Genomic DNA, 1,590 nt, shown 5'->3' with positions numbered 1-1,590 from the left:
GGACGAGACGCCGTTTTGTTGCGAACGGTGTGCTTATCCCCCGCCGCCGCCTTCACCCTCGCCATCGGCCAGGCGTGACGGGTCCAGCAAACGCTCCAGCTCGGCGCGGCCGAGGCCGGTCTGCTCGTCGGCCACGTCGATGACGGGGCGCCCTTCGCGGTAGGCCTGCTTCGCGATCTCGGCGGCGCGCGCATAGCCGATCAGCGGGTTCAACGCGGTCACCAGGATCGGGTTGCGCGACAAGGCATCGCGCAAACGATCGCCGCGCACCTTGAAGCCGGCGATCGCCTTGTCGGCCAGCAGGCGGCTCACGTTGGCCAGCAGCTCCAGGCTCTCGACCAGGTTGCGCGCGACCAGCGGCAGCATCACGTTCAGCTCGAAGTTGCCGGACTGGCCGGCGATGGTGATCGCGGCGTCGTTGCCGATCACCTGGGCCGCGACCATCGTGGTCGCCTCGGGGATCACCGGGTTGACCTTGCCGGGCATGATCGACGAGCCGGGTTGCAGCGCCTCGAGCTCGATCTCGCCGAGGCCGGCGAGCGGGCCGGAGTTCATCCAGCGCAGGTCGTTGGCGATCTTCATCAGGCTCGCGGCCAGGCTCTTGAGCTGGCCCGAGACCGAGACCGCGGTGTCCTGCGCGCCCATCAGCGCGAAGTAGTCGTCGCCGGGGCGGAAGGCCTGCTGCGTGAGGCCGGCCAGCTCCTCGCAGGCCAGGCGCGCGAAATCCGGGTGCGCGTTGACGCCGGTGCCGACGGCGGTGCCGCCGAGCGCGAGCTGGGCCAGGTCGGCGCGCAGGGCCTCGAGCCGCGCGATCTGCGCATCGACCTGCGAGGCCCAGCCGCCGAGCGCCTGGCTCAGGCGCACCGGCATCGCGTCCATCAGGTGGGTGCGGCCGGTCTTCACGTGCTCGTGCACGCTGCGGGCCTTGTCGCGCGTCACCTTCGACAGGTGGTGCAGCGCGGGCAGCAGCTGCTCGGCGAGCACGACGCCGGCGCTGACGTGGATCGCGCTCGGGATCACGTCGTTGCTGCTCTGGCCGTGGTTGACGTGGTCGTTCGCCGAGACCGGGCGGCCGAGGCGGCGCGTCGCGAGCGTCGCGATCACCTCGTTGGCGTTCATGTTCGAGCTGGTGCCCGAGCCGGTCTGGAAGACGTCGAGCGGGAAGTGCGGCATGAAGTCGCCGTCGAGCAGCTCGCGGCAGGCGGCCTCGATCGCCTGCGCGGTGTCGGGCTCGAGCGTGCCCAGGCGCGCATTGGCACGTGCGGCGGCGAGCTTGAGCTGGATCAGCGCGCGGATGAAGGCGGCCGGCAGCCGGCCGCCGCTGACGGGGAAGTTCAGCACGGCGCGCTGCGTCTGCGCGCCGTACAGCGCGTCGGCGGGGACGGCGATGTCGCCGAGGCTGTCGTGTTCGATGCGGGTGGCGGGCGAGGGCATGGGGCGGGCATCAGTGGGGGGAGGTATGGATCATGGCCGACGTGGCCAGACCTCGGTGCATGCATTGATAATCGCCGCGGTTGCCTGGAAGATCCGCTGCCGGCGTGGCGAAATCGGTATACGCAAGGGACTTAAAATCCCTCCTCCTCACGGAGA

Annotated in this window: 1 protein-coding gene; it reads right to left on the bottom strand. The window is 70.4% G+C overall.

The features are described 5' to 3' along the window. Positions 1-33: 33 nt before the first annotated feature. Positions 34-1,434: a class II fumarate hydratase gene (locus AC1DXV_RS34435; protein ID WP_477871039.1), complete on the bottom strand. Its 1,401-nt coding sequence runs from the start codon at positions 1,432-1,434 to the stop codon at positions 34-36. Between the last annotated feature and the right edge of the window lie 156 nt (positions 1,435-1,590).

The sequence above is a fragment of the Rhizobacter sp. P3_C12 genome, from assembly GCF_056402735.1.
The sequence above is the reverse complement of the archived record's forward strand: the minus strand, read 5'-3'. Positions and strand labels throughout refer to the sequence as shown.